The sequence below is a fragment of the Lentilactobacillus parakefiri genome (assembly GCF_002157585.1).
GTDB lineage: Bacteria > Bacillota > Bacilli > Lactobacillales > Lactobacillaceae > Lentilactobacillus > Lentilactobacillus parakefiri.
In genome coordinates this window covers 18,233-44,198 of sequence record NZ_BDGB01000022.1, presented here as the reverse complement: position 1 = coordinate 44,198, position 25,966 = coordinate 18,233, and the positions used below count along the sequence as shown (strand labels likewise).

Annotated in this window: 24 protein-coding genes and 1 tRNA gene; 5 read left to right on the top strand and 20 right to left on the bottom strand. The window is 43.8% G+C overall.

All coding sequences use genetic code 11. The features are described 5' to 3' along the window. Positions 1-110: 110 nt before the first annotated feature. Genes LPKJCM_RS01360 through murB form a run of 3 tightly spaced genes read right to left on the bottom strand, consistent with a single transcriptional unit; the run spans position 111 to position 3,921 of the window. The gene (locus tag LPKJCM_RS01360; protein ID WP_057962748.1) at positions 111-863 is read right to left on the bottom strand and encodes a tyrosine-protein phosphatase; all 753 of its coding nucleotides are present in this window, start codon (positions 861-863) and stop codon (positions 111-113) included. Between the two features lie 12 nt (positions 864-875). Continuing rightward, entirely contained in the window at positions 876-2,996 is a 2,121-nt protein-coding gene (locus LPKJCM_RS01355; RefSeq protein ID WP_057962747.1) for a cation:proton antiporter, read from the bottom strand. A 13-nt stretch (positions 2,997-3,009) separates the two neighbouring features. Continuing rightward, entirely contained in the window at positions 3,010-3,921 is a 912-nt protein-coding gene (murB, locus tag LPKJCM_RS01350; RefSeq protein WP_174658997.1) for a UDP-N-acetylmuramate dehydrogenase, read from the bottom strand. Positions 3,922-4,064: 143 nt separating this feature from the next. On the opposite strand from murB, the gene LPKJCM_RS01345 reads away from it, so the two are divergent. Then, entirely contained in the window at positions 4,065-4,598 is a 534-nt protein-coding gene (locus LPKJCM_RS01345; RefSeq protein WP_056938711.1) for a 3'-5' exonuclease, read from the top strand. 22 nt (positions 4,599-4,620) lie between these two features. Here the strand turns inward: LPKJCM_RS01345 and LPKJCM_RS01340 are convergent, their stop codons facing one another. The 4 genes from LPKJCM_RS01340 to LPKJCM_RS01325 form a co-directional block, all read right to left on the bottom strand. After that, the gene (locus tag LPKJCM_RS01340) at positions 4,621-5,115 is read right to left on the bottom strand and encodes a GNAT family N-acetyltransferase (RefSeq protein WP_057962745.1); all 495 of its coding nucleotides are present in this window, start codon (positions 5,113-5,115) and stop codon (positions 4,621-4,623) included. 15 nt (positions 5,116-5,130) lie between these two features. Further along, a complete protein-coding gene (gene tsaE, locus LPKJCM_RS01335) occupies positions 5,131-5,607 on the bottom strand; it encodes a tRNA (adenosine(37)-N6)-threonylcarbamoyltransferase complex ATPase subunit type 1 TsaE (protein WP_057962744.1) in 477 nt (158 codons plus the stop codon). 228 nt (positions 5,608-5,835) lie between these two features. Next, on the bottom strand, positions 5,836-6,810 hold the full coding sequence (pta, locus tag LPKJCM_RS01330) for a phosphate acetyltransferase (protein WP_057962743.1): 975 nt from the start codon (positions 6,808-6,810) through the stop codon (positions 5,836-5,838). Positions 6,811-6,839: 29 nt separating this feature from the next. Next, entirely contained in the window at positions 6,840-7,532 is a 693-nt protein-coding gene (locus tag LPKJCM_RS01325) for a uracil-DNA glycosylase (protein ID WP_057962742.1), read from the bottom strand. Positions 7,533-7,641: 109 nt separating this feature from the next. On the opposite strand from LPKJCM_RS01325, the gene LPKJCM_RS01320 reads away from it, so the two are divergent. Further along, positions 7,642-8,214 (top strand): LURP-one-related/scramblase family protein, encoded by a 573-nt coding sequence (locus LPKJCM_RS01320; protein WP_057962741.1) that lies wholly within the window; start codon positions 7,642-7,644, stop codon positions 8,212-8,214. A 52-nt stretch (positions 8,215-8,266) separates the two neighbouring features. Here the strand turns inward: LPKJCM_RS01320 and smpB are convergent, their stop codons facing one another. The 10 genes from smpB to gap form a co-directional block, all read right to left on the bottom strand. Beyond that, positions 8,267-8,740 carry an SsrA-binding protein SmpB gene (gene smpB, locus LPKJCM_RS01315; protein ID WP_057962740.1) on the bottom strand — a complete coding sequence of 158 codons (474 nt, stop codon included), beginning with the start codon at positions 8,738-8,740 and terminating at the stop codon, positions 8,267-8,269. Between the two features lie 20 nt (positions 8,741-8,760). After that, positions 8,761-11,088 (bottom strand): ribonuclease R, encoded by a 2,328-nt coding sequence (rnr, locus tag LPKJCM_RS01310; RefSeq protein ID WP_057962739.1) that lies wholly within the window; start codon positions 11,086-11,088, stop codon positions 8,761-8,763. Positions 11,089-11,103: 15 nt separating this feature from the next. Then, positions 11,104-11,850 carry an alpha/beta hydrolase gene (locus LPKJCM_RS01305; protein ID WP_057962754.1) on the bottom strand — a complete coding sequence of 249 codons (747 nt, stop codon included), beginning with the start codon at positions 11,848-11,850 and terminating at the stop codon, positions 11,104-11,106. A gap of 74 nt (positions 11,851-11,924) precedes the next feature. After that, positions 11,925-12,161 carry a preprotein translocase subunit SecG gene (gene secG / locus LPKJCM_RS01300; protein WP_013728113.1) on the bottom strand — a complete coding sequence of 79 codons (237 nt, stop codon included), beginning with the start codon at positions 12,159-12,161 and terminating at the stop codon, positions 11,925-11,927. An 84-nt stretch (positions 12,162-12,245) separates the two neighbouring features. Continuing rightward, positions 12,246-13,775: a ClC family H(+)/Cl(-) exchange transporter gene (locus LPKJCM_RS01295; RefSeq protein WP_057962738.1), complete on the bottom strand. Its 1,530-nt coding sequence runs from the start codon at positions 13,773-13,775 to the stop codon at positions 12,246-12,248. Between the two features lie 44 nt (positions 13,776-13,819). Continuing rightward, positions 13,820-15,817, bottom strand: a complete 1,998-nt coding sequence (locus LPKJCM_RS01290) for a MucBP domain-containing protein (protein WP_057962737.1) — start codon at positions 15,815-15,817, stop codon at positions 13,820-13,822. 96 nt (positions 15,818-15,913) lie between these two features. Next, a complete protein-coding gene (gene eno, locus LPKJCM_RS01285; protein ID WP_057962736.1) occupies positions 15,914-17,233 on the bottom strand; it encodes a phosphopyruvate hydratase in 1,320 nt (439 codons plus the stop codon). A gap of 102 nt (positions 17,234-17,335) precedes the next feature. Then, on the bottom strand, positions 17,336-18,094 hold the full coding sequence (gene tpiA / locus LPKJCM_RS01280; protein WP_057962735.1) for a triose-phosphate isomerase: 759 nt from the start codon (positions 18,092-18,094) through the stop codon (positions 17,336-17,338). 130 nt (positions 18,095-18,224) lie between these two features. After that, a complete protein-coding gene (locus tag LPKJCM_RS01275) occupies positions 18,225-19,439 on the bottom strand; it encodes a phosphoglycerate kinase (protein ID WP_057962734.1) in 1,215 nt (404 codons plus the stop codon). Positions 19,440-19,541: 102 nt separating this feature from the next. Next, positions 19,542-20,552, bottom strand: a complete 1,011-nt coding sequence (gene gap, locus LPKJCM_RS01270) for a type I glyceraldehyde-3-phosphate dehydrogenase (protein ID WP_057962733.1) — start codon at positions 20,550-20,552, stop codon at positions 19,542-19,544. Positions 20,553-20,814: 262 nt separating this feature from the next. Between gap and LPKJCM_RS01265 the strand changes: the two genes are divergently transcribed. Beyond that, positions 20,815-20,886: transfer RNA gene (locus LPKJCM_RS01265), tRNA-Arg, on the top strand. 90 nt (positions 20,887-20,976) lie between these two features. Here the strand turns inward: LPKJCM_RS01265 and LPKJCM_RS01260 are convergent. Together LPKJCM_RS01260 and LPKJCM_RS01255 are read right to left on the bottom strand one after the other, a co-directional pair. Continuing rightward, positions 20,977-21,429 (bottom strand): GNAT family N-acetyltransferase, encoded by a 453-nt coding sequence (locus tag LPKJCM_RS01260; RefSeq protein WP_057962732.1) that lies wholly within the window; start codon positions 21,427-21,429, stop codon positions 20,977-20,979. Between the two features lie 322 nt (positions 21,430-21,751). Beyond that, entirely contained in the window at positions 21,752-22,684 is a 933-nt protein-coding gene (locus tag LPKJCM_RS01255) for a VOC family protein (protein WP_057962731.1), read from the bottom strand. Positions 22,685-22,910: 226 nt separating this feature from the next. Here LPKJCM_RS01255 and LPKJCM_RS01250 point away from each other — a divergent pair, with 226 nt between their 5' ends. Then, positions 22,911-23,504 (top strand): ATP-dependent Clp protease proteolytic subunit, encoded by a 594-nt coding sequence (locus tag LPKJCM_RS01250; protein ID WP_057962730.1) that lies wholly within the window; start codon positions 22,911-22,913, stop codon positions 23,502-23,504. A gap of 171 nt (positions 23,505-23,675) precedes the next feature. Further along, positions 23,676-24,752, top strand: a complete 1,077-nt coding sequence (locus LPKJCM_RS01245; protein ID WP_057962729.1) for a zinc-dependent alcohol dehydrogenase family protein — start codon at positions 23,676-23,678, stop codon at positions 24,750-24,752. Positions 24,753-25,020: 268 nt separating this feature from the next. On the opposite strand, the gene whiA is transcribed toward LPKJCM_RS01245, so the two are convergent. Then, positions 25,021-25,965, bottom strand: a complete 945-nt coding sequence (whiA, locus tag LPKJCM_RS01240) for a DNA-binding protein WhiA (protein WP_057962728.1) — start codon at positions 25,963-25,965, stop codon at positions 25,021-25,023. Position 25,966 lies beyond the last annotated feature (1 nt).

Here is a 25,966-nt window from a genome sequence, read left to right as displayed (position 1 = left end):
TTAAAACAAAAATGCATTGCAACTCAGAAATTCAGCCCGAAAACGCAGGTATTCCAAACGATCGGGATATCTGCGTTTTTCGCATTAGATTTGAAAATCAGTCTTTTGCTTCAAATATCAGTCACGAATTTTGCCCTGAATCGCCCAACATAATCATCTGGCAAATCCAGCCCATTCTTCAAATACCCGTCAAATGAGCCAAAGTGTTCTAGCAAAACGTCGTTGGCATGACGTAAATAATCTGCATCAACCATCAGTGCGGTGTGCAGGTTATCAAGTTGCTGCTGATTCATTTCACCTTTGAATCGGTTGAGCAAGTCTTGGTTGGCCTGAACCCGTAATTGATTAGTCAGTAGGTAATCGTCCATAATTTGTTGACCGTCGGCGCCGGCAACTTTTAAGATGACTGCTGCAGCAAAGCCGGTTCTGTCTTTACCGGCAAAACAGTGGAATAAGATTGGCGCGTCGTTTTCCAGCAAATCAGTCATGAAATCATGATATCCCTTTTGGGCAGATTGACTTAAGACGATCGATTCATAAGTCTTCAGCATATTCTCATGAACCATGTTCCCATCAGTGATCATCGATCCAAGGCTGGCGCCCTTTGACGTTTTATCTGACAAAATATCAATATGATAATAGTTAGCGCCAGAAATTGCACTGTCAGGTGCTTGTTTAACTTCATCCGTACTTCTAAAATCGTAAACATCCTGGATCCGGCACTGGTCTTGTAAAAAGGCGGTCTGTTCGGCACTAATTCCGGCGATTTGACCGCTTCTAAAGAAATACCCAGACTGTAGTTTTCCAGAAGGAATTCTGATTCCGCCAATGTCTCTAAAGTTCACTAACCCTTTGTCATTCATTTGGAGCTCCCCCTACTCGTTTTGATAATCCATGATCAAAACCGTTTCAGAATAATTAATGTATTGTCTTAAATGAGCAGCCATTGACCAATCAATATTGCCTTGCTCGAGAAGAACCTGAACCCCTTCACGTTCGGCAGCCAATGCCTTGATTCTCAGGCTCTGATAATTCATCGCCTGGTCGTTAATTTGCTTTTTGGAATGGTCTTTAGCAAGCTCGATCTGGTTTCGATAATGAACGATTAAGTGGTAAACCGACTGACTGTCAAACCGTTGATTGTCAATATCATCACGGGCAAAATAATCAGATAATGCCGAAATGGCTGCTTTAGCCTGTTCTCTCTGGATCAGCGCCAATTCATCTGAAATATCCTCATCGGTTTTTCTGCGAATGAGCCATAATGACACGCGATTTCGGAGTTTAATAAAATTCCGGACCGTTCCACGACCAAGTTTGACTTTACGGCCAACCGAGCGAATCATCCGATTTTCAAGTCGCTGCAGCTTAGCGTTCGCAATCAAGAACGCCTGTTTGGAAATCTTTTGGTCATCAAATAATTTCTGCACCGCGGCGCGCTCACCACGGAGGGCCACCCTCCGCAAAGCTAATTCATCGGCAATAATCGAGTCCATTTCTTTTTTATCCTGGAGTTTTAATTCCAGTCTTCGAATTAAGAACTGATAGTCAAGAATTAAGTCAAAAGCCTCTTTTTGATTATTTGGCCGCCGTTCTTCTTCAATTCGTTGAACTGCCAGCTTCATGATATAGACGCGGGCTTCATCTTCAGAAATGTATTCCGTCTCGCCGTCAGCCGGACTTGAGTCAATTTCATCAGGATTATCCGTTGAGTTGGCTCGAGTCAATAGTGGTGCCTTATCCTCAGAGATCAATGGCAACGTGACAGTGGCAACGACCAGCGAGATGATGATCACCCCTGCGGCAACAAACAGCGCCAGCGATCTGGAGGGGAAGGAATCGCCGTTAGCCACGGTCATGGGGATTGATAAAACCCCGGCCATAGTAACGGCTCCCCGAACACCTGACAGCCCTGCCAGCAGTGCCGCTTTAAAAGTGGGCATTAATTTTGTTTGAATGGACGCGATTTTTCGTGAACGAATACTGCTAACTGCTTGGTAGGCATAAATCCACGCGACTCGAATGGCCAACAGGATCAGCCAGGCAAGAAAAGAAATCCCCAAAGCAGCAAAGGTGTTGATTTTATTGTTCTGAATCACATTAGTAGTCGCTAATGGCAGCTCAATCCCCAGAATTAAGAAAACAATCCCGTTTAACGTGTAAATGATAATATCCCAGGTTTTTTCACTCACCAGCTTAAGTTCCGGTTGGCTGCGGTCAGGAGAAGTTCCATAAAAATGAAAGATGATCCCAGCGGCAACCACCGCAATCACGCCTGAAGCATGCAAGAATTCCTCGGTTACCAGGTAAACCACAAACGGCGTCGTTACTTGCAGAACGGTGCTGAAGATCACGTCGTTGATTCCCTGGCGATATAGCCAGTTCTCAATTAATAAAATCAGTCCCATGATGGCTAATCCGCTGATGAACCCCATAATACTGATATAAACAAAGTCAATTGCGGCAGCTTTAACTGAGAAGACGCCGGTGACTGTGGCGGCAATTGCATATTTAAAGGCAATCAGGCCACTCGCATCGTTGATCAGGCTTTCACCGCTGACAATGTGTAAAATCCCTTCCGGAAGCTTCGCTCGTTTGGAAATTGACTGGACGGCAACCGGGTCAGTCGGCGACAAGATCGCAGCTAAAGCAAAGCTGACCGAAAATGGCATGGTGGGAATAATTAAATGAAAGAGTAAGCCCCCTAAAATGGTGGTCAAAAAAACCAATACAATTGCATTGGTTAATATGGGACCACGAAGCTTCCACAACTCTCGTTTCGGGAACCTGCGGCCGTCATTAAAAAGCAACGGCGCGATAAACAACAGCAGGAACCAGTCTGTTTCAAGCGGAATCGTCACCCGCATTATCAAAGCGGCTGCCAGTCCCAAAACCACTTGAATTAAACTAACTGGTACTGCTGGAACAAAATGATCGACAACGTTTGAAAAAACAACTAATGTCATTAAAAGAATAACTGCTTCAAGGATGTGCACTCATTACCAACTCCTAATTTGACTTGGGGTCTTCACCAATAATTCGAACTTCTGTCTCCAAATGCACACCAAATTGGTCATACACTGTCTTTTGAACATGTGCGATGACGTTCAAATAATCAGTGGCGGTAGCGCCATCCACATTCACGATAAAGCCGGCGTGCTTCATCGAAACTTGGGCCCCACCAATTTGGAAGCCCTGCAGTCCGGCATCATGAATCAGTTTGCCTGCAAAGTAGCCGGCTGGCCGTTTGAAAACACTTCCACAGGATGGCAGTTCCAGCGGTTGTTTAGAAGCCCGCAGCGCGTTTAGGTGATCCATTCGCTTTTGAATCTTGTCTGCAATGCCGACTTCCAAAGAGAAAGTAGCCGAGATGACGATTTGATGATTTTCTTGAACACTACAGTGCCGATAGCCGAAATCCAGTTCTTGGTGATTTAAATGAACAATGCGATTGTCGGGCGTCAATACTTCAGCCCCACTGACAACATTGGCAATTTCACCACCATAGGCACCGGCATTCATGAATACCGCCCCACCAACACTTCCAGGGATGCCCGCAGCAAACTCCAAGTGAGTCAACGAATGGGATTGGGCAGCCTTAGTCACATCGATGAGTGCAGCTCCGGCATCCGCAACCACCGTGTTATCGTGAGCGGCAATCCGGTTCATTTTGGTGAGAATCATCGTAAGGCCACGAATACCGCCGTCCTTAACGATTAGGTTGCTGGCGTTACCAACTACAGTGACTGGAATCGATTGTTCGTTGGCATAATCCAGCATTTCCTGGCATTCTTTGATAGATTTTGGAAACGCAAGAATATCCGCTGGTCCGCCGGTTAGGGTGTGCGTGTATTTAGATAAAGGTTCATCTAACAAAATATCAATTTTGGGATATAAATCTACTACAGTTTTTGATTGCATCATTTTTCAATTCCTCGGTTTCAAAACATATACATTAATTTTACCACGAAATATGTTATTCATGGGGTGCAATCCCTGAAGTACACTCTGGTTGCGTTTCGGCGGTGTTCTTTGTACAATATGTTTAACTTGAGGTGAAAAATATGAATTTTGTTGCGATGGATTTTGAAACCGCAAATGCAAAAAGAGCCAGCGCGTGTTCAATCGCACTGGCCATCGTTCGGGATAATCAAATTACTAATGAATTCTATTCGTTAATCAATCCGGAAATGGACTTTAGTTGGCGAAACATCAATGTTCATGGCATTCATGAACGCGACGTCGTCGATGCACCGACTTTCCCGGAAGTCTGGCGACACATTCAGCCGCTTTTCTCCGCCAACAAATTGGTGATTGCCCACAATGCATCGTTTGATAACAGTGTCTTGAAGCGGACCTTGGAACGTTATGAAGTTCAACCGCCGCATTACTTGACGTTAGATACGCTAAGAACGTCCAAGCAATTTTATCCGACATTGGAAAACCACAAATTAAACACCCTTTGTGACAAGCTCAATATTGTCTTGGAACATCACCATAATGCTTTGGATGACAGTGTCGCCTGTGCCAATATTTTATTGACGGAGCAAGCGCAGTTTGGCAGTGAAATGCTGCGGCCATTTGTCAAGGCAATCTAAAAGGATTGAAAACCTCTCATTTTCAATCCTTTTTTGGTACGTCAAATGCCATTCTCACAACTTCACGACCGTCTTGAAAGAATATGTCAGTATCGTGAAACCCAACTTTGTAATAAACGTGAAGGGCCGGTTCATTCTTAGAGAAGACGGTCAGCACTAATTGATCAAGTGAGCTGAAGTCTTTTGCCCAGTCAATTGCCAATTCCATTAAATTAGTGCCGATTGAGTAGCCTTGATATCCCGCAAGAACAGCCACCCCGACTTCACCGACTGTACGATCAATATTATCGACGGTCACGATCCCAATTAATTCGGAGCCATATGTGGCAACCGCCATCAAATTCGTTCTAGAATGATTGATTAAGTTAATTTGTTGCGCTTCATCGTCACCGGTGATGTCGTCTAAATCGGAATCAACTAAAAACGTATCCGACTCGCCTTGCAGAACTTTCAACAAGTCCAAAATTGCCTGCCCATCACTCGGTTCCGCTAAACGAAAATCGACTTCTTCTGTCACATCATTGCTCACTTTCTATTTTTGTTCTGGAAAAATGTCATCAATTAATTGCTCGAAACGGTGGCCCGTGGCCTCAAAAGTCAAGGTTCGCACATTGTCACCCTCGGAATCATCCCGTCGAAAAATAATCCGGAGATAGTCATCCGGCAGTTCATCAGCAACAAATTTTGACCATTCAACCACATTGACCCCATCGCCGTTAAAGTATTCGTCCAGGCCCAGATCGTCACCACCACCGGCTTCAAGTCGGTAGACATCCATATGGTAAAGTGGAATCCGGCCGTCTTGATATTCACGAATAATGGTGAATGTGGGACTCTTGATCGGCCGCGTAATCCCCAATCCTTTGGCAAGTCCTTTCGTAAAGGTGGTTTTTCCGGCCCCAAGGTCACCGTCGAGTAAAATCAAGTCTTGCGGGGCTAAATAAGCGGCCAATTTCTCACCAATTGCCATGGTTTGATCCGCAGAATGAACCGTTATCGTCTTAGTCAATTATGAATCACCTCATTCAAAAAAGAAGGGGTGGGACAAAAACATTGATCGTCTCACCCGTACTTTATAATTTCGACTATTACTTCGTAGAAACGTGGGAAATAAAGCAGTTTCCTGCCATATAAGCAAGCAATCCAAATACCCAAGCTCAAGATGTTCGGATTGCTTGCTTATATTTTGGAAACTAACCGCTTTATGTCCCACTCTACCCTGTTTAATTATTTCTATTTATAATGCTTGAGCTGCTGTGATGATAGCAACTTTATAAACGTCTTCTTCATTGCTGCCTCGTGAAAGGTCGGAAACCGGCTTGTTCAAGCCTTGAAGAATGGGGCCAATCGCTTCAAAACCGCCAAATCGTTGGGCAATCTTGTAACCGATGTTTCCTGACTGTAATTCAGGGAACACAAAGACGGTTGCTTGGCCGGCAACTTTTGATCCTGGCGCCTTCTTTTCGGCAACGGTTGGGACAAATGCAGCATCAAATTGCATTTCACCATCGATTGCCATGTCAGGAGCTTGTTCTTGGGCTAATTTGGTTGCCTCTTGCACTTTAGTCACCATATCGCCCTTGGCAGAGCCTTTAGTCGAGAAGCTTAACAGCGCCACTTTAGGGTCGATATCAAAGGTCTTGGCAACCTTGCCGCTTTCAACGGCAATTTCTGCCAAAGCATTTGCATCAGGATCCAAGTTAATGGCACAATCCGCGAATAAGTAACGTTCATCGCCCTTTTGCATGATGAAAGCACCACTAATTAACTTAACGCCGGGCTTAGTCTTGATAATTTGCAGAGCCGGACGAACCGTATCGCCGGTTGGATGGTTGGCACCTGAAACCATGCCGTTGATTTTGTTCATGTAGACCAATGTGGTTCCAAAGTAATTTGGATCCTTCAGCCAATCGCGCGCCTTTGCTTCATCGGTTTTGCCCTTACGACGTTCAACGATTGCCGCAACCATTTCATCAATTTGATCCGCCGGCTGATTTAGATAATCGATAATTTCAACGTTACCCAAATCAATGTCCGCGTCTTTAGCAACTTTTTCAACGGTGTCTTGAGCGCCCAGAATTACTGGATTAACCAAGCCATCCTTTGCAAGACGACTAGCGGCACCAAGAATTCTAACATCATCACCCTCTGGGAAAACGATACTGATATTTTTGCCCTTGATCTTTTGCTTAAGACTTTCAAATAATTCCATGATAAATCCTCCAATTCTACAAAATCAGTCTAAGATGTTTGCGATACCTTCTCCGGCAGTTGCCAGTTAATCGGTGTTTCGCCCATCGCTTCCAAAGCTTCGTTGGTCTTTGAAAATGGTTTTGACCCAAAAAAGCCTCGATGAGCGGACAATGGACTGGGATGGGCTGATTGAATCACGATATTGGTCTTGGTATCAATCAACGCAATCTTGTCTCTGGCAGCTCTCCCCCACAGAATAAAGACAACGGGCTTCTCGCGGGCGGAGAGCTTTTGAATGGCGGCATCAGTCAATTGTTCCCAACCTTTTCCTTTGTGCGAAAAGGCCTGACCGTTGCGAACAGTTAAAACCGAGTTCAGCAGCAGGACCCCTTGCTTGGCCCAGCTTTCCAAATCACCGTGTTCAACCGGTTTGATCCCGAGGTCAGACTGAAGCTCCTTATAAATATTCTGAAGCGATGGCGGAATTTTAACCCCCGGCATGACAGAAAAGCTCAGCCCTTGAGCTTGATGAGGTTCATGATAGGGATCTTGTCCCAAAATCACGACTTTCACCTTGCTGAAAGGGGTCAGTTGAAACGCCTCAAAAATGTGATTCATATCAGGATGAATATATTGGGTTTTGTATTCTGATATTAAAAATTGGCGTAGCTGCTGATAATAAGTTTTCTCAAATTCGGGTTTTAAAACATCCCACCAGTCATTTTTTATAAACGGTTTCATTCCCAACACCTCACGTTTTATTCTACCATACCATTTTTAAAATAACACCAGCGTAAATAATTTCAGAACGTGTTAAAATGAAAATAATACAAGTAAAGGAAATGCGTCTATGAGTCGAAAATTACAATTGAATTTAACCGAACTGGATCATACCCGTTCGACGAAAGTCACCGATCAATATCGAGACACAAAATATTTAATTGTCGGCAAATGGGGCTTGATTGCCGATACTTTTTCAATTTACTCAATTTCTGGGGAAGTCGTCGCCACGGTTCGTCAGCAATCCCTTGGGATGACCCCCAAATTTGATTTATATTACCTGGACCAATTTGTGGGCAGTTCTGTCATTCATTTTACGATCCACTACACAACCATTTTTATCAACGGCGTTAACTGGTTAGTGACCGGTAACCAGGATAAGCAAACTTACCGTGTCATGCACGGCCGAACCCGGATTGCGACTATCAAGTCATATAGTCAGTCTGACCAAGTCATTCGAATTATGGATGTGAATAATACCAATCACGAACCACTGGTACTGGCAATCGCGTCAATTCTTAACCACCCATCATTAGCGCATGCTTCACGATTAAAGTTAGGGGTTTTAAATAAAGCCCCCGTCAAGCCCAAGCTGGAAAGTGAAAATATTCAAACCCTGCATACAAACCAAAATAAGCGATGAAATGAGTTGGCATCTCTACCAATTAATTTCATCGCTTTTTATTTGAATCTCATTAATAATGTTTCATAACCCGTTCAATTTGACGTTTTTGATCACGTCGTTTGATGGTTTCGCGTTTATCGTACTCGTGTTTACCAGTGGCGACGCCAATCAAAACTTTGGCGAAGCCATTTTTAAGGTAAACCTTCAAAGGAACAATTGTAACCCCTTTGTCCTGAGTAATTTGAGCCAATTTGCGAATTTGCTTTTTGTGCAGCAACAACTTTCGGTTACGCAATGGATCATGATTAAATTGATTTCCCTCAGCGTATTCACTAATGTGAACGTTCATCATATAAGCTTGATCGTTTCGAATTTGAACGAACCCATCTTTTAAGTTAATCCGCCGAGCCCGAATTGATTTAATTTCGGTTCCCGTCAAAACAATTCCGGCTTCATAAGTTTCAGAAATTGAATAATCATGACGGGCCTTTTTATTTTGAGCCATCAAATTATCATTGTTATGCTGTTTTTTGCCTTTGGCCATCAAATCACCTCGATTACAGCTTAATGTTTATTATGATTCCGATGTCCGTTATTGCCGTGGGCATTGTTTTTCCCGCGGTTGTTGGCGTGGTTGGAATGGGAATTATTATTCGAATTTCCGTGGCGCTCATTGTTGCCATGGTAGTTATTATTATGATAAGTCCGCTTTGGCAGCATGTTGCTCTGCGGTGTCTTTTCAGGATCAACAATGTCAAAGTCGACGGCACTTTGCTTGACGTCAACGTTGACCACCTTGACTCTGATAGCCTGCCCCATCTTATAGGTCCGACGTGTGTTTCGACCGACCAAGGCCATAAATTGTTCCACGTACTGGTAATAATCATCATTCATTCGACTAATGTGAACCAAGCCTTCGACCGTATTTGGCAATTCAATGAACAGACCAAACTTCATGACTGAACTGACAACCCCATCAAATTCTTCACCAAGGTGGTCATTCATATATTCAGCTTTCTTCATCGAATCCGTGTCACGTTCGGCATCGACAGCCCGACGCTCATATTGAGAAGTCGTCGTTGCAATTTCATCCAACACGTTGGCATAGCGCTTCTTGGTTTCATCGTTAATCCCATTATCTTGATAATAATGAATCAGTCGGTGAACCATCGTATCTGGATAACGGCGAATTGGTGAAGTGAAATGCGTGTAGAACGGCGCTGCCAACCCGAAATGACCCAGTGATTGATCGGCATAACGAGCTTGCTTCAAGCTCCGCAGCAGCATTACTGAAACCATCATTTCCTCAGGCTTGCCGGCAACCTTTTTCAAAACATTTTGTAAGGTCTTGGGAGTGACATGCTCAGGATCGCCCTTAACGTTGATTCCAAAAGCGGTCAGGGTCTCAAAGAACGTTCGGATCCGATCGGCATCTGGCGTTTCATGGACCCGGTAAATAAACGGTACGTGTTTTTCGTAATAGTGCTTGGCCACCGTTTCGTTGGCCGCCAGCATAAATGACTCAATCATGCGCTCAGCGGTCCCACGAACCCGCAGCTTAATGTCAATTGGGTGACCCTTTTCGTCCACAATAATTTCGGCTTCATTATCATCAAAGTCAATGGCCCCACGTGCTTTACGGTGCTTGTACAAAATTTTGTGGAGTTCGCCCATCGTTTCAAACATGGGCACTAGTCGATCATAGCGGTCCATCGTTTTTTGGTCGTGTGATTCCAAAATATTGTTCACAGCAGTGTAAGTCATCCGTGCCGTCGAACGCATCAAACTTGGGTGAATCCGATGTTTGATGATATTTCCAGATGGATCAATCTCCATCTCACAACTCATACATAACCGTAATTGGCCTTCGTTCAGGGAACAGATCCCGTTAGATAGCCGTCTTGGCAGCATTGGAATTACCCGATCCGTCAGGTAAACGGAAGTGCCCCGCCGGAATGCTTCCTTGTCAATGGCACTGCCTGGTTGGACATAATGGCTCACGTCAGCGATGTGAACCCCGAGATGATAGTTGCCATTAGGCAGTTTCCAGGCAGTAACCGCATCGTCCAAATCCTTTGAAGATTCACCATCAATCGTCACCAAATCCTGATCAGTGATGTCTTCTCGGCCAACCTTCTCGGCTTCGGTCACATGATCTGGAATTGTATCTGCCGCCTGAATGACATCTTCCGGAAATTCAGCCGGAATATCATGGGCATATACAATTTGCAAAATATCAATTCCAGGGTCATCAACTGAGCCAATCACTTCATCGGCAATCCCCACCATGTAATCAGGATGTTTAGCAGATGGATATTCCGTAATTTGAGCCGTAATCACTTCACCGGGAGTCGGTTTCAAACCAACGTCGTTGATATAAAATTTGTACTTGGCAATTTTCTTATCGTTAAGAGTCAATTGACCGATGTAGCCTTTGTCGTCATCAGTCGTTTCAAAAGGACCAACTACGCGGGTATATTTGTGCTCGGCAATTTTGGTGACTTTACCTTCTGGGCCGCGATCTGACCCTGGTTGGGCAGGCCGAACGATTTCCATTTCAACGGTGTCACCGTTCAGTGCATTCATGGTATTGTCTGGGGCAATGTAAGCGTCTGGGGCGTTTTCATCATAAGCGACGAACCCAAACCCTTTATCATTAGCGTGGAAAACACCGCTTAATTGTTGTTTATCTGGATTCAATTGAAATTTGCCGTCGTCAGTGACCACGGCGACCTTATCACGTTCCAAAGACGCTAATTCTTGAACAATCAGTTTAAACGCTGCTGAGCCGTGTGATCTCAGAACGTCAGCAATTTTTTCGACAGTAAATACGTTATCCGGATAAGTCTGCAGAACGTTCTCTATTTGATTTTTCAAATCGTTATCTTGCAATCTATATTCCTCTTATTATTCATAAAGTTGTGTTAGAAATTCGGTTAAATCGACTTCAAGCTGCTTATGAGCCGTATTAACAGTGATCATGTGACTGGCACCTGGATATTCATGGTAACTCACCTGACTATTCACCAATCCATCCCTCAAGGACTTGGCACTTTCTGGATTGACAATCTCATCGTTTAGCCCCTGGCCGATGAAGTATGGTTGGGAGATGCTGGGTAAGTCTTGGGCGACGCCAACCGTGAAGTCAGCAATCTTCCCTAATAGTATATCAATATTTTCGTCAAGCCACTTCAGTTTTGAATTCATAATGGCCTCGTTGGTATCGTACTGAACAAAGTTGGCTTTAGCCATTTGCATAAAGGTATTATGAACACTAAATTGACGCTTCCTCACAATTGGCGACCCGAACGAACCACCGCCAAGCAGAGTGGGGTCATTTTCCAACGTTTTAGCCGCAAAAATCCCCCCAAGCGAAATGCCAAAAATACTGATCTGATGAAAGCCTTTATCCTTCAAAAATTGGACTGCCTGTTGGGCATCCTTCCACCAACGTTCAGGGGTCCCCTGGATAAGGATATCGGTAAAGTCGGCCGTCCCATGGCCAGTAAACATTGGCGCATCAACGGTATAATTCTGGCGTTCCAAATACCTTGCCAGCATCCGAACGTCAACTGGACCGCTGGCAAAAGCATGCAGCAAAATAATTGCTTTTGGTCCATGTTCAAAATAAAAAGATTTGATTGGTGTTTGCATAGCACCCATCCTTTCATGTCCACCTATTCAATTATAATAAAAATCCTCCTGCATTTAAACAGGAGGATTGAATACTAATGAGATGATATCCAAACTAATGCAAGTGCTAAGAGAAAGAAAATAATCCCTAAAACAAGTGTAGTTTTTTGCATGAATGCTTCAAAGCCACGTGGCTTCTGCTTTGCAAACAAGTCATCGGCCCCACCAGTTAAGGCGGACATGGCGTCATTAGTCTTTGATGGTTGCATTAATACTGCGATTGTGATCAAAACACAGTCAATCAGTAATAACGTTAACAAAAAATTGTACACGTTGAGTGCCTCCTACCGTTAAATCGGCTTAATACTACTCTTACTAAACTAACACATTATGGCAGAATTCGCTACCTTTTGGGATCAAGTTTCTGTTGTTAAAGCAATAATTCGTTGGGTAATCGGGTGCTGATTTTTGGTTGAGACATTGATGAACAATGTGTCCCCCCATCGGATCAGCGTCCCGCCAGCGGGAACAATTTCGACACCATTTCGTTGAATTTTTGTCAGCAGAGACCCCTTCGGCCATTTAATTTGGCGAACCATTTTGCCATCCATTTGGGACCCGGCATAAACGGTTTCCATAATTTCAACGGTTCGGCCCAAATTCATCTTAGTCTGAACTTTTAGTAGTTGCTGGAGCATCGAGTAATAGACTGGCTTGCCATTTAATAGGTCTAACACACCGTATGCGATTAAGGAGACGACTGCAAGACCAAGGAGATGGGTCAACGTCCCGACCATCTCTGTAATCAGGAGGATCGCTGTAAAGGGGGCCTTACTAATCGCCGCAAAGTAACCGGCCATCCCCATAATAATGAAGCTCGAGAAGTACAAGGAATTCATTAAGCCAAGATTGACGGCAATGCTGCCCACAATGGCGCCAATTAAGCCACCGAGACAAAGAATTGGCAGGAAAATACCGCCAGGAAGTCCACTACCATATGAAAGCATAGAGAAAACAAATCGAATAACAAAATAAAGGCACAAAATCAAAGTTGGATAGTTTGCAGAACTCAACCGCAGAATAATGTCACTGCCACCACCCAACAAGTGTGGGAACAATGCTCCTAGTGGAATGACCAGTAACAGTGGAATGAGTCCGTTAAAGTACCAGGAAATATGGGTATGACGGTACCACTTACCCATCCTGAGAATCACCAGCTGATATAATCTTCCCAACACACCGAGAACGATCCCTAAGATGATGACCCACGAAAAATATTTAAGCGGAAGTGGCGTGCTTCGCATGTACAAGACTGGCTTTAAACCAAAGACATAGGTGGCGACCATGTCAGAAGTCACCGCGGAAGTCAATGAGACAATCCAAATATTAGTTGAAAAGTTATGATAAATTTCTTCCAAAACAAATAGTGTACTGGCAATCGGCGCGTTAAAAGCCGCACTCAATCCGGCTGCAGCGCCACTTGAAATGAGGACTTGGCGATCAAAACCGACTTGTTTGGTGAACTGAGCCACCCCCTGCCCCAGTGTGGATCCCAACTGAATTGAAGGGCCTTCACGACCAAGATACAGGCCACTTCCGATTGCCAAAATACCACCAATAAATTTTCGCCACAAAACTGCCCACCAACCGTAATCAACTTCACCCAGCAGCTGGCCCTCAACTTGGGGAATCCCAGATCCCTTGATATCCGGCTGCTGTTTTAAAAACCACCCAACCAGCAGACCAATGATGACGTTGATGACGATTGCCGTTAATAAAAACGAGAGATGGTGAATCGAATTGATGTAAAGATAGCGCATCAAATTGGTCATATGACCGATCGACCACCTAAAAACCGAGACTGTCGACCCAGCGAGCATCCCAATGATAATTCCGTTAACGATTGTTTTTACCTGTGATAGCTTGTAATTTTCTCTTACCTGCACTTGCGCTCATCCTTTAATTATTTCTGATATCCATCATATCATAATCAAATGAGTCGTTTGAAAAGTTTTTGACCAATCAATGCGGCTAAAAGTGCAACACCGGACAAAACGCCGACAACCGATTTGGTATCACCAGTTTGAGGCAACTTTCCTGAACGATCGCTGGTATCTGCTACTTTTTCGTGGTTCTTTTCGTTATTCTTAGACCGCTTATGACTGCTTGCAAGTAATTGGTGCTGTTTTTTTGGCTCGGCCTTATCAGCAACCGTCGCTTTTTCATCTAATTTGCTTTCTGATCGATCCGCCAATTTAGTGTAAGTGAACTGGACATCTTCTGGCATCAAATTGTCAGCCTTCAGTTCTTTTAGCGACTGTTTTACTTGATAGCCTGGAATCAACTTGGCGTTATATGTCTTGGTTTGACCAAATTCGAGCTCAACCGAATCCTTAGATAGTATTCTGCCAGCCTGATCAGCGTTAATAATCTTAAATGTGACCTTTTTGGCAAGATAATGCAGCGTGACCACTTTTGAACTAAAATCCAGGTCCGTTGACTGTAAATCATAGCCATAAAATTCAATGTTCTTAGAACGAAAAGCTTGGGCTTCTTCAAGCGTAAGCTGCATGGATTTATTAAAGAGGAGCCGGCCGTGGTTGTCGATCCCGCGAAGTTGGTACGTTTTGGCCGTTGGTAATTTTTCTTGATGGTCAACCGCTTTCTGTGACTCCTTTGCCACGCTGGCTTCCTGAATTGTGGGCTTTGTCGGGGTGCCACTTTTTTCTATTCCAATTGACTCAGTTTGAGAGGTCTTGCCCGTTTCCTTTGATGAAGCGGATTTGTCTGCTGATTTGGGGGACGTCTCAACGGCAGTTTCAGCTGGTTTTTTGACAGTTTCTAAACTGGTCTGAGTTTTCTCAACCGGCTTGACTGCCTCAACTTGGTTTTCTGCAGATTTGGATGATGTCGGATCTACTTTAATTGGCGATCCACTGGATTTCTCACTTTTACCTGCAGGTTCAGTCGTGCCAGTTTGTTGAGCAAGCGCAGTCGGCGCTTTTTTGGCCTCTGTTTGGGGCATTATTTTCGATTCAACATCCGGCAATTTTGTGGTGGCGTTATCAACTGCTTGACGCTTTTGGTCTTTCCCGGTTTCTGGTGCAACAGCTACCTGGCGCTTCTTATCATCCTTTTTTCCATCGGGATTGAAGGTCTTAACTGCTTTTTCGTTGATATCTGGTGCTTGGACTTCCTTGGTGTTTCCTTGAGAAGCTGTTTTTGGTACAGTTACGAGAAGATCGGTGTTATCGATCGCATTTCCGGGCTTACTTGGAGATGGCTTGGTAGGCACTATTGGTGTCTTTGAAATAACAGCCGTTGTTTCATCTACTGGATTTTCAGGTAATGCCTGAGTTGGCTCACCTACCTGTTTAATTTCGGCAGGCTTATTATCCGGTTTCGATTGGTCGGGGGTCACCACAGTGGTCAACTTGTCCGTCGCGATGACTGGATTCAGATTTCGATACTTTAATGTCACGTCCCAGTTCGTATCCTTAATGGTGCCGTTTATGGCCTCAGAACTCAAGAGTTCATAGCCTGGTAGATTATATTCATCTTTATTGAGACGGTATCTGCCAAATATAGTGGCTTGATTGAAGATCAAGTCCTTTTGGATTGGATTGGCATTTTCGTCGAGATACTTCACCGTAACCGTCGCATCATCTGCCAAGTAATTAACGACGGGACCTGCGGAAGAAACAGCCACTTCTGCCACAACAGGATGGTAATGAGAAATATTATCGGGGACAGCAAATTTGGTCGATTTGCTTTTATCAATGTAAACATTCATCGTTGCTTTTTTATCAAGGATCGACTTTTCGCCACGAATATTTCTTACTTGAAACTGTTGATGAATAGTCACTTTATCGGGCAGTTCCTGGGTAGACGACTGAGCGGTTTCGGCTCCAACAATCTGCTCATGCAATAACGGACTGGTAAAGCCCAGCACTCCTAATGAAACTGATAATAAAATTGTCTTTTTCAAAATAAAACCTCCGTTTTTTGTGTTCTAAAAATTAGATACGCAAAACCGGGGGCGTTTTATGTACAAAAAAAGTCGCAAAAGCGACTTTTTTTGAAATTACTTGTTTAAGATGTCTTGACGAGCTTGTTCTGACAAGTTGTAGAATGAGTGAATGCCTTTGTAATCGGCAACGTCACCAAGTTGGTCTTCAATTCTCATCAATTGATTGTACTTGGCAATTCGTTCGCCACGGCTCATTGAACCAGTCTTGATTTGACCGGCATTGAGGCCAACAACCAAGTCAGCAATCGTTGTATCTTCAGTTTCACCAGAACGGTGTGAAATGATAGCAGTGTAACCTGCTTCTTTAGCCATTTCAACAGCTTCAACAGTTTCAGTCAAAGTACCAATTTGGTTAAGTTTGATTAAGATTGCGTTGGCAACGCCCATGTTGATACCCTTCTTAAGGTAATCAGTGTTAGTAACGAATAAATCATCACCAACGATTTGAACTTTCTTGCCAAGGCGCTTAGTAGCCATTTGCCAATCAGCCCATTCGTTTTCATCAAGGGGATCCTCAATTGAAATAACTGGGTATTTGTCAACAATGCTTTCAAGCAAGGTCACAAATTCATCAGCAGTATATGACTTACCGTCACCCTTTAAATCATATTTCTTAGTTTCAGTGTTGTAGAATTCTGATGCGGCGCAGTCAAAAGCAATGGCAATGTCTTTACCTGGCTTGTAGCCGGCACGTTGAATGGCTTCAACAAGGATTTCAAATGGTTCCTCGTTGTTCTTCAAGTCAGGAGCAAATCCACCTTCATCACCAACGGCAGTTGAGTAGCCGCGTTCGTTAAGCAAGTTCTTCAAGTTATGGAATGTTTCAGAACTCCAACGGATTGCTTCTTTGATGCTTGGAGCACCAACGGGCATGATCATGAATTCTTGGAAATCAACCTTGTTGTTGGCATGCTTACCACCATTGATGACGTTTAACATTGGTGTTGGAAGCAAGTGCCCATTAAAACCACCAAGGTAGTTGTACAATGGAACTTCCAACTCGTCAGCAGCGGCACGAGCAGCAGCTAAAGAAACACCCAAGATCGCATTGGCACCTAACTTACCCTTGTTTGGGGTACCGTCCAATTCGATCATGGCCTTATCAATAGCCAATTGGTCAGTAACATCGTAGCCAACAATTTCTTTAGCGATGATGTTATTAACGTTGTCAACGGCTTTGGTAACGCCCTTGCCCATGTAACGATCCTTGTCACCATCACGGAGTTCAACAGCTTCGTGTTCACCAGTTGAAGCACCTGAAGGAACGATTCCACGGCCCATTGCACCTGCTTCAGTATATAATTCAACTTCAACAGTTGGGTTACCACGAGAGTCTAGAACCTCACGAGCATAAATATCAGAAATAATTGACATGTTTTTTTCTCTCCTTAGCGAAAGTTGTGACCTTTTGTACAAGGTTCAGTTCCAATTCTATTAGTTTCTCGCCGAACTTTCAACATAAATCAGCGAATTTAACTATTTTTGTAAAAAGTTTGCAAGCTTTAAGAATGAATCTGGCTTTAAGCTGGCACCACCGGCCAAGACACCGTCAATATCAGTCTGTGACAGAATATCATCAGCGTTCTCGTCGTTAACACTGCCACCGTATAAAACTCGGACTTGATCGGCAATATCGTCACCATATAAATCAGCAATGGTTTGACGAATTAAATAACAACCCTCTTCAGCTTCATCACTGCTGGCAGTTTTGCCGCTGCCGATTGCCCAACTTGGTTCGTAAGCAACAATGATCTCCTCAGCTTGGGTGGGAGTGATCGATTTAAGCGCGTTGGTCACTTGACTAACCACCCATGAGATTCGATCAGCAGATTCACGTCGGCTCATCGTTTCATCACAGCAGATGATCGGGGTCAGATGATTGCGAAAGGCTGCGTGAACCTTTTTATTAATGATATCGTCAGTTTCATTAAAATACTTTCGCCGTTCCGAATGACCGATAATAACGTGGGTGACGCTCATCTCGTCAAGTGCCTTGGGACTGGTCTCACCGGTGTAGGCACCCTCATCTTCATAAAAACAATTTTCAGCAGAAATAATCAGTGGCGAATCACCATTTTCTTCGACCATGCTCTCCAAAAAGAGCGGTGAAGCCGCAATACAGGTCTCAGTTACCTTGGGATCAGGCAATTTGCCCTCAATCTCTTGAAGAAATTTGACTGCATCTGCGACTGATAAATTCATTTTCCAGTTACCCGCAACGAACGGAATTCTCATAAGAATCATCCTTTACATTTTTTAGCTTAATGCCATTGTAACCAAAAGCAAATTTAAAAGCCACATTTTTCTCCTATACCAATTTTTAGTAAAAGAAAAAGAGCCCGCTAAATAGCAAGCTCTTCACCGATTATTTATTATCAATTTCTGCAATACCAGGGAGCGTTTTACCTTCAAGATATTGAAGTGAAGCACCACCACCGGTTGAAATATGCGTCAATTTATCAGCAACGCCTAATTGCTTAACAGCAGCAGTCGAATCACCACCACCAACAATTGTTGTGGCATCGCTTAACGTGCCAAGGAATTCGCCAATCTTAAGGGTTCCCTGAGCGTAGTTAGACATTTCAAAGACACCCATTGGTCCGTTCCAAACAACGGTCTTAGCATCTTTAAGAACATTTTCAAAAGCTTCAATTGACTTGGGACCAATGTCCAAAGCCATCCAGCCATCGTCAATGTCGCCGGCAACGACTTTGTGTTCGGCATCGTTCTTAAATTCTTTAGCAACAACGTTGTCAGTTGGGAGAACGATCTTGTCGCCACCCTTTTCAAGGATCTTCTTGGCAACGTCAATCTTGTCTTTTTCGATCAAGGAGTCGCCAATTTTGATGCCTTTTGCTGCATAGAATGTGTAAGTCATTCCACCGCCAATGATGATCTTGTCTGCCTTGTCAAGCAAATTATCGATCACACCAATCTTATCAGAAACCTTGGCACCACCGAGAATGGCAACAAATGGCCGCTTTGGATTGTTGACAGCTTCTCCTAAGAATTGAATTTCCTTTTCCATCAAGAAACCAGCAGCAACCGGCTTGCCGTCTTTATGCATTGCTTCAGCAATTCCAGCGTTTGATGCGTGGGATCTGTGAGCTGTACCAAAGGCATCGTTAATGAATTCATCGGCAAGTGAGGCCCAGTATTCACCTAATTTAGGATCATTACCGGATTCGCGCTTAACGTATTCACCATTAACAACATCTTCATAACGGGTATTTTCAAATAAGAGAACACTGCCGTCTTCCATCTTGTTGATAGCATCTTCCAGTTGTTTACCTTCAGTAACCGGCACAAAGATGACTGGTTTGTTCAATAGGTTGGAAAGACGTTCTGCAACTGGGCGTAATGAAAGGCCCTTCTTGTCGTCTTCCTTTTTGATTCGGCCAAGGTGTGAGCAAAGAATGGCTTTACCCTTGTGGTCCAATACGTACTTAATGGTTGGTAAAGCAGCTTGGATTCGGTTATCGTCGCCAATAACGCCGTCTTTAATCGGAACGTTAAAGTCGACACGCATCAAAACTTTCTTTCCTTCGAGATTTAAATCAGAAACTGTTAATTTTGCCAATTTGGAAACCTCCCAAAATCGATTTGATTTGTGATCTGTAGAACATAGCGAGATAGTAAAAGACGGAGAAGGCCACCCTCCTCCGCCAATTACAATTAATTATTAAAGTGAAGCAAACTTCAACAAGGTACGAACCATGTTGCAAGTGAAGCCCCATTCGTTATCGTACCAAGCAACAGTCTTAACAAGTTGGCTGTCACCGGCAGTGGTAACTTCAGTTTGAGTTGGGTCAAATACTGAACCGTGATCATCATCGATAATGTCTGATGAAACGATTTCGTCAGCGTTGTAACCGAATGCAGGGTTGTCAGCAGTGTGCTTCTTCATAGCATCGTTAACTTCGTCAGCAGTAACCTTCTTGTCAAGGATTGCAACCAATTCAGTCAATGAACCATCAACGACGGCAACACGTTGTGCGTGTCCTTGAAGTTTGCCGGCAAGATCTGGGATAACCAAACCAATGGCCTTGGCAGCACCAGTTGAATGAGGAATCGTGTTAGCACTGGCAGTACGGTTATTACGCTTCTTCTTAGTCTTAGGACCATCAAGAATTTGTTGTGAAGCAGTGAATGCGTGAACAGTGGTCATGGTACCAACTTTGATACCAAAGTCTTTGTTCATGAAGTAAGCCATTGGTGCCAAGCAGTTAGTGGTACATGAACCGGCTGAAACGATCACATCGTTTGAGTTCAATTCATCCAAGTTAACGCCAGGAACAACCGTCTTAATTTGACCAGCAGGAGCTGAAATCAAGACACGTTTTGCACCAGCTTTGATATGAGCTTGTGATTTTTCTTCTGAAGTGTAGAAACCAGTACATTCGAGTACATAGTCAACACCATCATTTTTAACCCAAGGAAGGTTAGAAGCATCTTTTTCCGCATAAACAGGAATTTCTTTACCGTCAACGACGATACCCTTGTCAGTTGCTGAAACATCACCAGGGAAACGTCCATGGGTTGAATCATACTTCAATAAATAAGCCAACATTGATGGAGTGGTCAAATCGTTAATCGCAGCCACTTCAATCTCGTCGGAGTGTAATTCGTGGATCCGCTTGAAAGCCAAACGACCAATTCGGCCAAAACCGTTAATACCAATCTTTACAGTCATACTAAGTTTTCCTCCTTTAGGAAATAAGAAAATATTAAGACACAGTACACGTTAATCGTACCATGAAATGAAAACAAAGTCAGCACCCTTGTGAACAAAAGTTCAAAGTATGCATCGAGTAACCATAAAATATTACCCAAATTCGAGTATAGCAGACCACCGGAGAATTGCAATGCAATTGGATTTAGTAAGCGTTTTCACAATCAATTTTTCTTTGTTCTTGAAAAAGTTCTCACTTTCTAGTATATTGGTATAGGAAGTTGCGCCCGTAGTGTAATGGATCGCACGTAAGATTCCGGTTCTTGAGATGAGGGTTCGATTCCCCCCGGGCGCATAAAGATTACTGACTTTAACAACAAGCAGTTCATTTTTAGATGCAAAAACAGCGAGGCAAATGCCCCGCTGTTTTTGTGCTTTTTGGAGATTATTTGATTGGTGGTTCGCCTGCTTTATGCATATAAAGAATTGGATAATGATTGCCCTGTTCGTACCGCTGATAGACAACAAATCCCATATGCTCATAAAATCCCCGGGCAAGTGGGTTTTGCTCGTTCACGCCGAGTTGGTTGACTGAATAAGTTTTCATCCCATACTCAACTAATTGTTTTCCAAAACCCTTTCCTCGGTATTGATCTGATATAAACAGCATTTCAAGTATTTGTTGATTAATTCCCATGAAGCCAATTGGATCACCAGCTTCATTTACCATCACGATTAAGTGTTGGACCCCGGCAATCGCTTCTGGAACATCCTTCTTGATGTTTTGAATCGCTTCATCGGTTAAGAATAAATGGGTTGCCCGTACAGAATCCTCCCAGACCACCAATAATTTGGCGATTAATTCAGGATTGATTTTAGTTGGCTCTGAAATTCTCATATAATTCTCACTTTCATGTCCTCACGCTTAGGATCCTTTAGTAGTCACTCCAAGAGGTTTATCTACTGGGTTACCAAACCTTACCGGAAGCGGATCTGTCAATGGGATAAGAGAAGTCAACGGCTAGTGTCTTCAATCGGATTGTAACATAAATACGGCGTAATCCGGGTAAAGTCTTTGCCGGATTGGTCTGTCCACCCACTGGGGAGTTGACTTCTGAGGGTCTATTTGCTCACCCAGGACAAAAAGGAGATCCAAGTCTAATTCTTGAATCGCCTTATGACGAATCATTTTTCAAATTTACAAGCGAATCGCGGCCTCATCAATCCGGAACTGATGTTGGTTCACGAACCCCTTCGGTAAAATCGACGCCTTCTTTAGCATAGAAAGCCATGATTTCTTGACGCTGCGACTCAAACTTTGGTGGTAGTGACAAGCCCTGTCCCATGGTGAGGATCGGCTCCTCCAGACTGAATCCAGGGGTCGTCGTCGCAATTTCGACCCGATTATCACCGGGATCACGCACATAGAGGCTCTTGAACCAACCACGATCAGCATATTCCTCAATGTTCAAATGCTGTTGCTTGGCAACATCCCAGAATTTGAAAAGTACAGCCTTAGTTGGCGCTTGGATGGCAAAGTGGTCAATGCTGCCCCGCCCAAATCGGGTGCGAACATCTTGTTGGTCACTTTCAAATAACTCAATGGACTGGCCGTCTTCTAGTTCGACAACATTATTGTTAACCGGAATGCCCAACCAGTTATGGAAGAATGCGCTAGTGGCTTCCGGATCAGGCACGTGTAGCTCCGTTCCCATTAAATGAGTAATTTGCTTTTCAGCAGGAATCCCGTTGTCAGGGACCACCCGCATATCAGTCAGGACTTCGGAAGTCTCCAATAGTTTGACTTCGACATCATCAGGGTCGGTAAACAAAAGGCCGCCATCGATTGCTTGAACGGCCACCGAATAAGCGGTTAGCCGCTTTTTCCAGTAATCAGCTGTCCCCGTTGGAATCGAAAGCTTGATGTTGTTAAAGAAATGCTTACCGTCCGTTCGATGACCTAATAATGGCACCACAAAAAAGGTCACCACAGACCCCGGTGTTCCAAGATAATCCCCATAAAATAAGTGGCGAATGCGAATGTTTTCCTGATTAACCGTATTTTTAACAAGACGCATCCCCAAAACCCGGGTATAAAAATCAATGTTTTGTTGTGCATCTCTGGTTAACAATGAAATATGATGAGTTCTCATAGTATTTCCTCCCGACTCGATATTTGCTGGTTAGGTTTATTGTATCACGAATGAATCCGCTTTCTTATTATAAGCATTTCTTTATCAGCCGCTGGAAAAAGCCAGTTGAAATAATTAATAATTTGATGTGAGCAAAACATTTGACCTTTTTTGACCAATAAACTATCATATTAACATGAACTTGGCCTAAGCCATCTTTCATAAAACCTATAAGGAGGCATCTTGAATGAATTTAGTGCCAACCGTCATTGAACAATCCGCAGGCGGTGAACGTGCGTATGATATTTATTCACGTTTGCTAAAAGACCGAATTATCATGTTATCAGGCCCCATCGAAGACGACATGGCTAATGCGATTATCGCCCAATTACTTTTCTTGGATGCTCAAGACTCAGAAAAAGATATTTACCTCTACATCAACTCACCTGGTGGTGTGATCACTTCAGGAATGGCAATTTACGATACCATGAACTTTGTTAAGTCAGACGTTCAAACAATCGTAATGGGAATGGCTGCATCAATGGCCTCTGTCCTCGCTTCTTCTGGAGCAAAGGGCAAGCGATTTGCCTTGCCACATGCCCAAGTCTTGATTCACCAACCTTCTGGTGGTGCACAAGGTCAACAAACTGAAATTGAAATTGCTGCCGAAGAAATTCTCAAAGCTCGTAAGATGATCAATAATCTTTTAGCTGAGAATTCCGGTCAACCAATTGAAAAAGTCAACAAAGACACCGAGCGTGATAATTATCTCACCGCCCAAGAAGCTGTTGATTATGGACTTTTGGATGGCATTATGACCAGCAGTTCCGAGAAGCAGTAAGTCAATTCATGAATCGAATTGCTTGGCTACTCCAAAAGCAACTCTCAATCATGAGGGTTGTTTTTTTACATAAATCCACCTAATTGAAAATCGACGGCTGACCGACTAGAATATAGATGAAGTTAGTTAAAATATTAAAATGATGACAATTGATGAATCGAGGTCATTAATATGGATGTCAATCAAACAAAAGAACAAGTGACGCAAACGACCGATGAATCGATCCCAACTGAAATGAAAGCTTGGGAAATCGTGAAGCCCGGTTCGATTAACGGCGCGGTTTCACCATTACGGTACACCACCAAGCCGGTGCCAAAACCTCAGCGTGGTGAAGTTCTGGTGAAGGTTATTGCTTGTGGAGTCTGCCACACAGATCTCCATGTAACTGAGGGCGATCTACCCGTTCATAAGGCGCACTTGACGCCGGGTCATGAAATCGTTGGCCGGATTGTTCAGATGGGTGATGAAACCCGGCGATTCAAATTAGGCGATCGGATTGGGATTCCTTGGTTACGTTGGACTTGCGGCGTTTGTGAATATTGCCGCTCCGGTAGAGAAAATCTCTGTCCCAACTCGCTTTATACCGGTTGGGACCATGACGGGGGCTACGCTGAATACGTCACCGTCCCTGAGGGCTTTGCATACCGGATTCCAGCCCGTTTTGACTCACTGACAGCCGCACCACTCCTTTGTGCAGGGATTATTGGCTATCGAGCCTATGAGCGAGCAAACGTTCCAGCAGGCGGCACTTTGGGTCTATATGGCTTCGGCGGTTCCGCTCATTTAACTGCCCAAATTGCGATGAAGCAAGGCATTGAGGTCCATGTATTAACCCGTGGTGAAGATGCCAGGAAATTTGCGCTTCAGCTCGGCGCAGCCTCGGCTAGAGGAACCTATGATATGCCACCCGTCAAACTGGATTCAGCAATTAATTACACGCCAGTTGGTGACGTGGTTCCAAAAGCCATGGAAGCATTAAAACCCGGTGGCACGTTGGCAATGGCTGGAATCCATTCAACAGACATTCCGCAAATGAGCTATCCAAGTCACATTTTTCATGAAAAGAATCTGACCAGTGTCGAAAGTAATACCCGTCGGGATGGTGAAGAATTCCTTACCCTAGCAGACAGGCTCAATATTCATCCAGAAGTGACCGAATATCCATTAGCGAAAGCGGATGAGGCTCTGAAGTATATTTCCAAGGGTGATATTCGTGGTGCCTGTGTCTTAAGGGTCAGCGAAGGTTAAGCAATTTCATCCTTTGGTTGGTAAGCAAATGAAGTCAAAAAACAGAGTGGGACTTAAAGCGGTTAGTTTCCAGAATATAAGCCAGCAATCCGAATATCCCGGGTTTGGGATATTTGGATTGCTGGCTTATATGGCCGGAAACTGCTTTAATTCCCACGTTTCTGCTATGGAACATTCGAAATGATAAAGTACGGGTGAGACGATAAGTTTTTTGCCTCACCCTCTTTTTGTGACCACTAATCCGTTGAACACCTGACGCCGATGGGACCTAAATTTCGGGTGCCAGTCCCTGTGCCAGTTTACCCGCATATTCATTGATTTTTCTCAATCGGTGATTGATGCCAGATTTAGAAATTGGCCCGCCTTCAACCAGATCTCCAAGCTCTTTCAAACTCACTTCGGGATGCTTTAACCGTGCCCTGGCAACCTGCCCCAGTTTGGGGTTCAATTTATTCAATCCGACCATCTCGTCGATCAGTTTGATGTTTTCAATCTGCTTGCTGGCAGCGTTCGCGACCTTATTGAGGTTGGCATTTTCACAATTAACCAACCGATTCACGGAATTCCGCATGTCACGAACAATTCGGATATCCTCGAATTTCAGCATCGAGCTGGTCGCCCCAATCAACTGCAAAAAGTCAGCAATCTTTTCAGCCTCCTTGAGGTAGGTAATGTAGCCGCTTCGACGTTGGGTGGTTCGGGCCTTTAAATGATACTTATTCATCATTTCAGCAATCATTTCGTTGTGATTCTCGTACAAAGAATAGATTTCCAAATGGTATCTGGAAGTTTCAGGATTATTAACCGAGCCGCTTGCCAAGAAAGCCCCCCGCAGATAGGAGCGAATCTGTGAATCCTCTGTCAGCATATGGCTTGGAACCCGTTCAACAATTGAAGCACCGTCAAAAATCCCCAGATCATCCAGAAGCTGCGTTGCTTTATTTTCAACTCTCAAAATATATAAATTATTTTTTTTAAGTTTCATTTTCCGACGAACACTCAGTTCACCGGTGATACCGTAAAATTTTGAAAGCAACTTATACATCCGCCGGGCAATTGCCGGATTCTCGGATGAAACGTTCAATACAAAGTGATGATTAGATATTGAAAGGGACCCGTTAATTCGAATCAAGGCCATTAACTCAGCCTTGGCGTTATCCCGGTGAACGGTCAAAGAAGTTAGTTCTTTTTTGACCTCACTTGCGTATGACATT

Coding starts and splice junctions, on each gene's coding strand:
- murB (WP_174658997.1), bottom strand. CDS start 3,921: ATGCAATCAAAAACTGTAGTAGATTTATATCCCAAAATTGATATTTTG.
- LPKJCM_RS01345 (WP_056938711.1), top strand. CDS start 4,065: ATGAATTTTGTTGCGATGGATTTTGAAACCGCAAATGCAAAAAGAGCC.
- gap (WP_057962733.1), bottom strand. CDS start 20,552: ATGACTGTAAAGATTGGTATTAACGGTTTTGGCCGAATTGGTCGTTTG.
- smpB (WP_057962740.1), bottom strand. CDS start 8,740: ATGGCCAAAGGCAAAAAACAGCATAACAATGATAATTTGATGGCTCAA.
- LPKJCM_RS01250 (WP_057962730.1), top strand. CDS start 22,911: ATGAATTTAGTGCCAACCGTCATTGAACAATCCGCAGGCGGTGAACGT.
- LPKJCM_RS01245 (WP_057962729.1), top strand. CDS start 23,676: ATGGATGTCAATCAAACAAAAGAACAAGTGACGCAAACGACCGATGAA.
- whiA (WP_057962728.1), bottom strand. CDS start 25,965: ATGTCATACGCAAGTGAGGTCAAAAAAGAACTAACTTCTTTGACCGTT.
- pta (WP_057962743.1), bottom strand. CDS start 6,810: ATGGAATTATTTGAAAGTCTTAAGCAAAAGATCAAGGGCAAAAATATC.
- eno (WP_057962736.1), bottom strand. CDS start 17,233: ATGTCAATTATTTCTGATATTTATGCTCGTGAGGTTCTAGACTCTCGT.
- LPKJCM_RS01260 (WP_057962732.1), bottom strand. CDS start 21,429: ATGAGAATTTCAGAGCCAACTAAAATCAATCCTGAATTAATCGCCAAA.
- LPKJCM_RS01325 (WP_057962742.1), bottom strand. CDS start 7,532: ATGAAACCGTTTATAAAAAATGACTGGTGGGATGTTTTAAAACCCGAA.
- LPKJCM_RS01305 (WP_057962754.1), bottom strand. CDS start 11,850: ATGCAAACACCAATCAAATCTTTTTATTTTGAACATGGACCAAAAGCA.
- LPKJCM_RS01255 (WP_057962731.1), bottom strand. CDS start 22,684: ATGAGAACTCATCATATTTCATTGTTAACCAGAGATGCACAACAAAAC.
- LPKJCM_RS01320 (WP_057962741.1), top strand. CDS start 7,642: ATGAGTCGAAAATTACAATTGAATTTAACCGAACTGGATCATACCCGT.
- LPKJCM_RS01360 (WP_057962748.1), bottom strand. CDS start 863: ATGAATGACAAAGGGTTAGTGAACTTTAGAGACATTGGCGGAATCAGA.
- tpiA (WP_057962735.1), bottom strand. CDS start 18,094: ATGAGAATTCCGTTCGTTGCGGGTAACTGGAAAATGAATTTATCAGTC.